The sequence below is a fragment of the Flavobacterium sp. UBA4854 genome (genome assembly GCF_002399805.1).
GTDB lineage: Bacteria > Bacteroidota > Bacteroidia > Flavobacteriales > Flavobacteriaceae > Flavobacterium > Flavobacterium ginsengisoli.
In genome coordinates this window covers 1-5,710 of record NZ_DHEI01000035.1, presented here as the reverse complement: position 1 = coordinate 5,710, position 5,710 = coordinate 1, and the positions used below count along the sequence as shown (strand labels likewise).

6 protein-coding genes are annotated in these 5,710 nt (G+C 32.0%); all 6 read right to left on the bottom strand.

Going from position 1 to position 5,710, the window contains the following annotated elements:
* Nucleotides 1-482 (bottom strand): ion transporter (locus B3J44_RS04460; protein ID WP_286966073.1); only part of this gene is annotated, 482 nt, incomplete at its 3' end.
* 28 nt (nt 483-510) lie between these two features.
* Nucleotides 511-1,872, bottom strand: a complete 1,362-nt coding sequence (locus B3J44_RS04455) for an exonuclease domain-containing protein (RefSeq protein WP_286966072.1) — start codon at nt 1,870-1,872, stop codon at nt 511-513.
* Nucleotides 1,873-1,925: 53 nt separating this feature from the next.
* Nucleotides 1,926-2,579 (bottom strand): YggS family pyridoxal phosphate-dependent enzyme, encoded by a 654-nt coding sequence (locus tag B3J44_RS04450; protein ID WP_286966071.1) that lies wholly within the window; start codon nt 2,577-2,579, stop codon nt 1,926-1,928.
* Between the two features lie 12 nt (nt 2,580-2,591).
* A complete protein-coding gene (locus B3J44_RS04445) occupies nt 2,592-3,485 on the bottom strand; it encodes a 3-hydroxyacyl-CoA dehydrogenase family protein (protein ID WP_286966070.1) in 894 nt (297 codons plus the stop codon).
* Nucleotides 3,486-3,577: 92 nt separating this feature from the next.
* The gene (locus B3J44_RS04440; protein ID WP_095927680.1) at nt 3,578-4,543 is read right to left on the bottom strand and encodes a Gfo/Idh/MocA family protein; all 966 of its coding nucleotides are present in this window, start codon (nt 4,541-4,543) and stop codon (nt 3,578-3,580) included.
* 110 nt (nt 4,544-4,653) lie between these two features.
* A complete protein-coding gene (locus tag B3J44_RS04435) occupies nt 4,654-5,655 on the bottom strand; it encodes an RDD family protein (protein WP_286966069.1) in 1,002 nt (333 codons plus the stop codon).
* Nucleotides 5,656-5,710: the final 55 nt, after the last annotated feature.

The window sequence follows — 5,710 nt, the reverse complement described above, 5'->3', positions numbered from 1 at the left end:
AAATATATAAAAACGAGTATTTTTTCTTTGCTGGCTTGCAATGCTTCTTTTAACTGGTAAGATTGATGCGAAATTTGCGGAATATGTAAAATTTTGAATAATCTGAAAAAACGCAGTATACGGACAATTGTCAAAACATTTGTTGCAGGAAAAAAGATTGACAAATACATTGGTAGAATCGCCATCAAATCTATAATTCCGTAAAAGCTAAAAACATATTTTATAGGTTTTTGTATAGCAATAATCCTTAAAATATATTCTATGGTAAAGAAAACGGTAATAATCCATTCGCAGATAAGGAGTTGATGATGGTATTTATGATTAATGCCTTCTACCGTATCGAGCATTACCAATAATACGCTTAATAATATGAGTCCCAAGAGAACCAAATCGAACATTCTGCCCAAAATGGTATTTGTTCCGTAGAGAATGATTTTGATTTTTTCTCTAAAAATCTCGTATTTTGATTTGTATTTTGTCATATCACTAAGATACGTAAAGTTTATCGTCTTAAAAATGCATGATTTTTAATGACTTGCTTTTGCGAATGTAGCTCTGAATAATGTTTTTTACGTCACGATTATGCTGCATTGGGATGAGAATGTTTTTAAGAATATCAATATTTGTGATTTGATAATTCAAATCGTAATAAGCATAACCTTGATATATTCCATTTTCTATCAAAATAGCACTTCTTTCGTTTACATTTCGACCGCGATCGATTATGACCATACTTTTATTTTCGAAACTGTTTTCTGAAATAAACTGCTGTACTCTTAAATTGTAGACTTCTGGCGTCACTTCACCAATACAAGCGCCGTCACACTCTTTTATTTTATATTGAAAACACTCTTTTTGGGTTTGGTATAAACCTGTCAATTTCTGGCATAAATGATATTTTGCCGTAAATCTAAAAAGAGCATTTTTACCTTCTTGCAAAGAGGCAAAAGATGTAATTTCTTTTTTACGTCCGTCTGCTTTTTCAAGTTTTAGGTTTATATATCCGTTTGCATCTTTTTCTGCATATAAGGCGAAAGGAAAAACAGTTTTCTTTTGCGAACGATTATATTTCGGACGATTTATTTTTACTTCCTGGCTTTCTTTTAAAAGCGCAACTAATTCGCTTCCGGTTTCGTCATAAGTTATGGTGAAGACTTCTGCCTGAATTTTTTTGCTTTTAGTTGTAACTCCTGTAAAGTGCTGATTGACTCTCTTTTTGATATTTTGGCTTTTGCCGATATAAATCAAAGTACCACTTTCATTATAAATATAATAAACCCCAGTTTTGGTTGGCATCTGATTTAATAGGTCTAAAAATTTAGGAGAAATCCCTTTTTCGACTTCGAGTTTTATAAAATCTTTTACGATTGTTTTCTCTGTGTCTTTTTCTAAAAGCATTTTGAACAACTTTGTTGTTGCCATAGCATCTCCGCTCGCACGATGTCTATCTGCCATTGGAATTCCAAGAGCGCGCACCAATTTGCCCAAACTGTAAGAAGGCTGTTCTGGAATTAGTTTTTTAGCCAATTCTACTGTACAAAGTGTTTTGGCTTCGAAATCGTAGCCTAAACGACGGAATTCAGTACGAAGGATTCTGTAGTCAAAAGAAGCGTTGTGAGCCACAATTACGCAATCTGAAGTAATTTCAATAATACGTTTGGCAACTTCATAGAACTTTGGCGCCGACTGTAACATAGCGTTATTAATTCCAGTCAGTTTTACTACAAACGGCTGAATCGGAATTTCGGGATTAACAAGACTGATGAATTGGTCTACTACTTCATGTCCATCAAATTTATAGATGGCGATTTCAGTAATTCCCTCTTCATTAAATTGTCCTCCAGTGGTCTCTATGTCAAGTATTGCGTACAAATTAATTGCTCAGTCTCAGTTTTTAGTAATCAGTTAAAATCTATGATTTATGTTTAGCGTCCGCCAAAAATGCTGCTTCCAATTCTTACCATTGTGCTTCCGCATTCTATGGCTAATTGATAATCTCCAGACATCCCCATTGAAATTGTTTTTAAATCAACAATCTGCAGTTTTTGGATGGAATCAAAAATAGATTTTAAATGTGTGAATTCTTTTTTTATTTGGTTTTGGTCTTCGGTGAAAGTGGCCATTCCCATTAAACCTAAGATACGAATATTTTTCAACTCTTTGAACTCTGAAGAAGTTAAAAGTTCATTTAATTCATTTTCGTCCAAGCCAAACTTAGATTCTTCTTCTGCAATATAAATTTGAAGAAGACAATCTATAATTCTATTGTTTTTTAAAGCTTGTTTATTTATTTCTTGTAATAATTTCAAACTGTCAACACCATGAATCAAAGTTACGTAAGGCGCCATAAATTTGACTTTATTTGACTGAACATGACCAATCATATGCCATTGAATGTCTTTTGGCATTTGTTCCCATTTTTCAGTCATTTCCTGAATTTTGTTTTCTCCAAATATGCGTTGTCCAGCTTCGTAAGCCTGCATCAAGTCTGAAACAGGTTTTGTTTTTGAAACGGCAACTAGAGTTACGTGTTCAGGTAAAGTGGCTTTAATTGTATTTAAATTCGATTGAATCGACATGATATTTCTTTTTTATGAAAGAATAAACTGCTTAGAGATTTTCTCTGCTTTTTTGCTTTCGCTATAATCGTAAAAACCTTCTCCAGATTTAACTCCTAATTTTCCTGCTCTAACCATATTAACTAAAAGTGGGCAAGGAGCATATTTAGGGTTTTTAAAGCCGTCGTACATTACATTTAAGATGGCAAGACAAACATCAAGACCAATGAAATCAGCTAATTGAAGTGGTCCCATTGGGTGTCCCATTCCTAATTTCATTACCGTGTCAATTTCATAAACTCCAGCCACTTTATTGTATAACGTTTCAATTGCTTCGTTTAGCATTGGCATTAAAATTCTGTTTGCTACAAAACCTGGATAATCATTAACTTCAACAGGAACTTTACCTAATTTTTCAGATAAAGCCATGATGATTTTAGTTACTTCATCGCTTGTATTATATCCGCGGATGATTTCAACCAATTTCATAATCGGCACCGGATTCATGAAATGCATTCCGATAACACGTTCTGGATGTGCTACAACAGCTCCAATTTGTGTAATTGAAATTGAAGAAGTATTCGTAGCTAAGATTGTATTGTGTGAGCAATATTCGTTTAATTGTTTGAAGATGTTTAGTTTTAATTCAACATTTTCAGTTGCAGCTTCAACTACTAAATCAACACCAACAACACCGTCTTTTATATCTGTATAAGTAATAATATTGGTGATTGTTTTAGCAACATCTTCTTGCGTAATTGTTCCTTTAGAAAGCATACGATCTAAGTTAGTAGCAATAGTTGCCATTCCTTTATCTAATGATTTTTCAGAAACATCGATTAATTTTACAGTAAATCCGCTTTGCGCAAAAGTATGCGCAATTCCGTTACCCATTGTTCCTGCTCCAATTACAGCTATTGTTTTCATATTACTTTTGATATTATATTTTACGATTTAGCCACGAATTCACAATGTTATCGCGAATTTCGTGGCTAATTTTATTTTTAAAATTCTTTAAATTATTTGTCGAAACAGTCAATAATTTGATATGCCACTCGCAATGCATCTGTCGCTTGCTCCAATGTTACAACTGGTGTAGTATCTGTATTGATTGCATTTGCAAAAGATTCTAATTCGTCCAGAATTGCATTGTTTTGTTCTACATCTGGATTAGTGAAATAAATTTGTTTTTTAACGCCTTCAGCATTTTGAAGAATCATATCAAAATCTCCAGGAACTTCTGGCGCATCTTTCATACGAACTACTTCGCATTTCTTTTCTAAAAAGTCAACAGAAATGTAGGCATCTTTTTGAAAGAAACGTGATTTGCGCATGTTTTTCAACGAAATTCTACTTGCCGTTAAATTGGCAACACATCCATTTTCGAATTCGATTCTAGCATTGGCAATATCTGGAGTATCGCTAATTACAGAAACTCCACTTGCATGAATGTCTTTTACTTTTGAATTAACTACACTTAAAATTGCATCTATATCATGAATCATTAAATCTAAAACAACAGGAACATCTGTACCACGAGGATTAAATTCTGCCAAACGATGTGTTTCAATAAACATCGGATTTTCGATCATGTTTTTTGTAGCAATAAAAGCCGGATTAAAGCGCTCTACGTGACCAACTTGTCCTTTTACATTATATTCTTTGGCTAAAGCAATAATTTCTTCAGCTTCTTCTACAGTATTGGCAATTGGTTTTTCAATAAAGATATGTTTTCCAGATTTGATCGCAACTTTTGCACATTTGTAGTGCGAAAGCGTAGGAGTAACAATATCAATCACGTCGACAGCGTGAATGAGTTTTGCAATTGTGCTGAAGTTTTTATAGCCAAACTCTTTTGAGATTCTTTCGGCATTTTCTTGATTTTCGTCGTAAAATCCAACTAATTCGTATTTGTCAGATTGTTGTAATAAGCGTAAATGTATTTTACCAAGATGACCAGCACCTAAAACTCCTACTTTTAACATGAGAATGTATTTTAAACAAAAATATAATTTATTTGTTGAACGTGAAAATGAATGCTACAAAGATTTCGTGATTTGATAATTTAAATCAATCTTACTTATGTTTTTATTAATTAATAAAAATCTCTCTTAAACATAGTGAAGTATACAACTAAAAGTATTCCGAATGATATTATTAAAAATTGTGTATATCGATCTTCAATTTTGCGATCTGTTTTTTTATTGACAACATAAGTGTCTGAATAATCATCGTGTAAATTTTTTCCAAGCAAAAATGAGAAACTTTCAAACGGAATAAATCGAAGTAATGTTCGTTTCAAAATCATTTGAAAATTTGGTGAATTTCCTTCTTCGTCTGTTATATAACATGATGTTATAAATTTTGCCGGTGTGGTTTTAAAAATAGATTCAAATAATAGATAATATATAAATTTAACGGTCCAAAAGAATACTATTCCAGCATATTGTTCACCAAAAGCACTTTTGAAATAGCCGAAAAAAGTCATTATGTCGTTACGTCGATCTGCGTATTCAATATATCCAAATACAATTGCAAGTATAATGAAAGAATCGATGAATAAGTTTAAAAAGCGTTTTGTGTTTGATGCGTTTTCAAGTACATTTTCAGTTGTTTGAATATTATCTTCAATTCCTTTAGGATTTGGCTCTTTGGTTAGGAACTGATAAGAGATGAAAATGTATAATAGCGTTATTGTGATATAAGAAACACTGTAAATATTTAGTTTTTCCAAATTAAAAAGAATAATAAAAGAGATTATCTTTGTTATAGAATCTAAAAAAACTAGACAATAATTGAAAGCTAACAGTTTGGTTTCTTTGTATTTTGAAAAGTAATAAATTAAAGTGCCTAAAAGGAAAGTTAAAATAAAAAAGAAATTTACAAGTCCCAGTGAAATAGTGCCGCCTGAAGCGCCATGAATTACGTGTCTAGGGATATAAATATCCATTCCTGCGAAGCCATATGGCTGAATATCTAATAGTATAAAATTTAAAAATGCTGTAACATCTTCAAAATCATAAAAGACAAAAAAAAAGGATTTTAAAATCCCCAATAATGAAAACAGTAAAGATAATCCGAGTATAATTTTTTTCATAAAATGGTTGTGGTTGTTTGGTTTATGGGTTTAATCAAAAATAGAAATTAAATCA

Bases quoted from the DNA above. Each gene is read 5' to 3' on its own strand.
- B3J44_RS04450 (WP_286966071.1), bottom strand. From the start codon at position 2,579: ATGTCGATTCAATCGAATTTAAATACAATTAAAGCCACTTTACCTGAA.
- B3J44_RS04445 (WP_286966070.1), bottom strand. From the start codon at position 3,485: ATGAAAACAATAGCTGTAATTGGAGCAGGAACAATGGGTAACGGAATT.
- B3J44_RS04440 (WP_095927680.1), bottom strand. From the start codon at position 4,543: ATGTTAAAAGTAGGAGTTTTAGGTGCTGGTCATCTTGGTAAAATACAT.
- B3J44_RS04435 (WP_286966069.1), bottom strand. From the start codon at position 5,655: ATGAAAAAAATTATACTCGGATTATCTTTACTGTTTTCATTATTGGGG.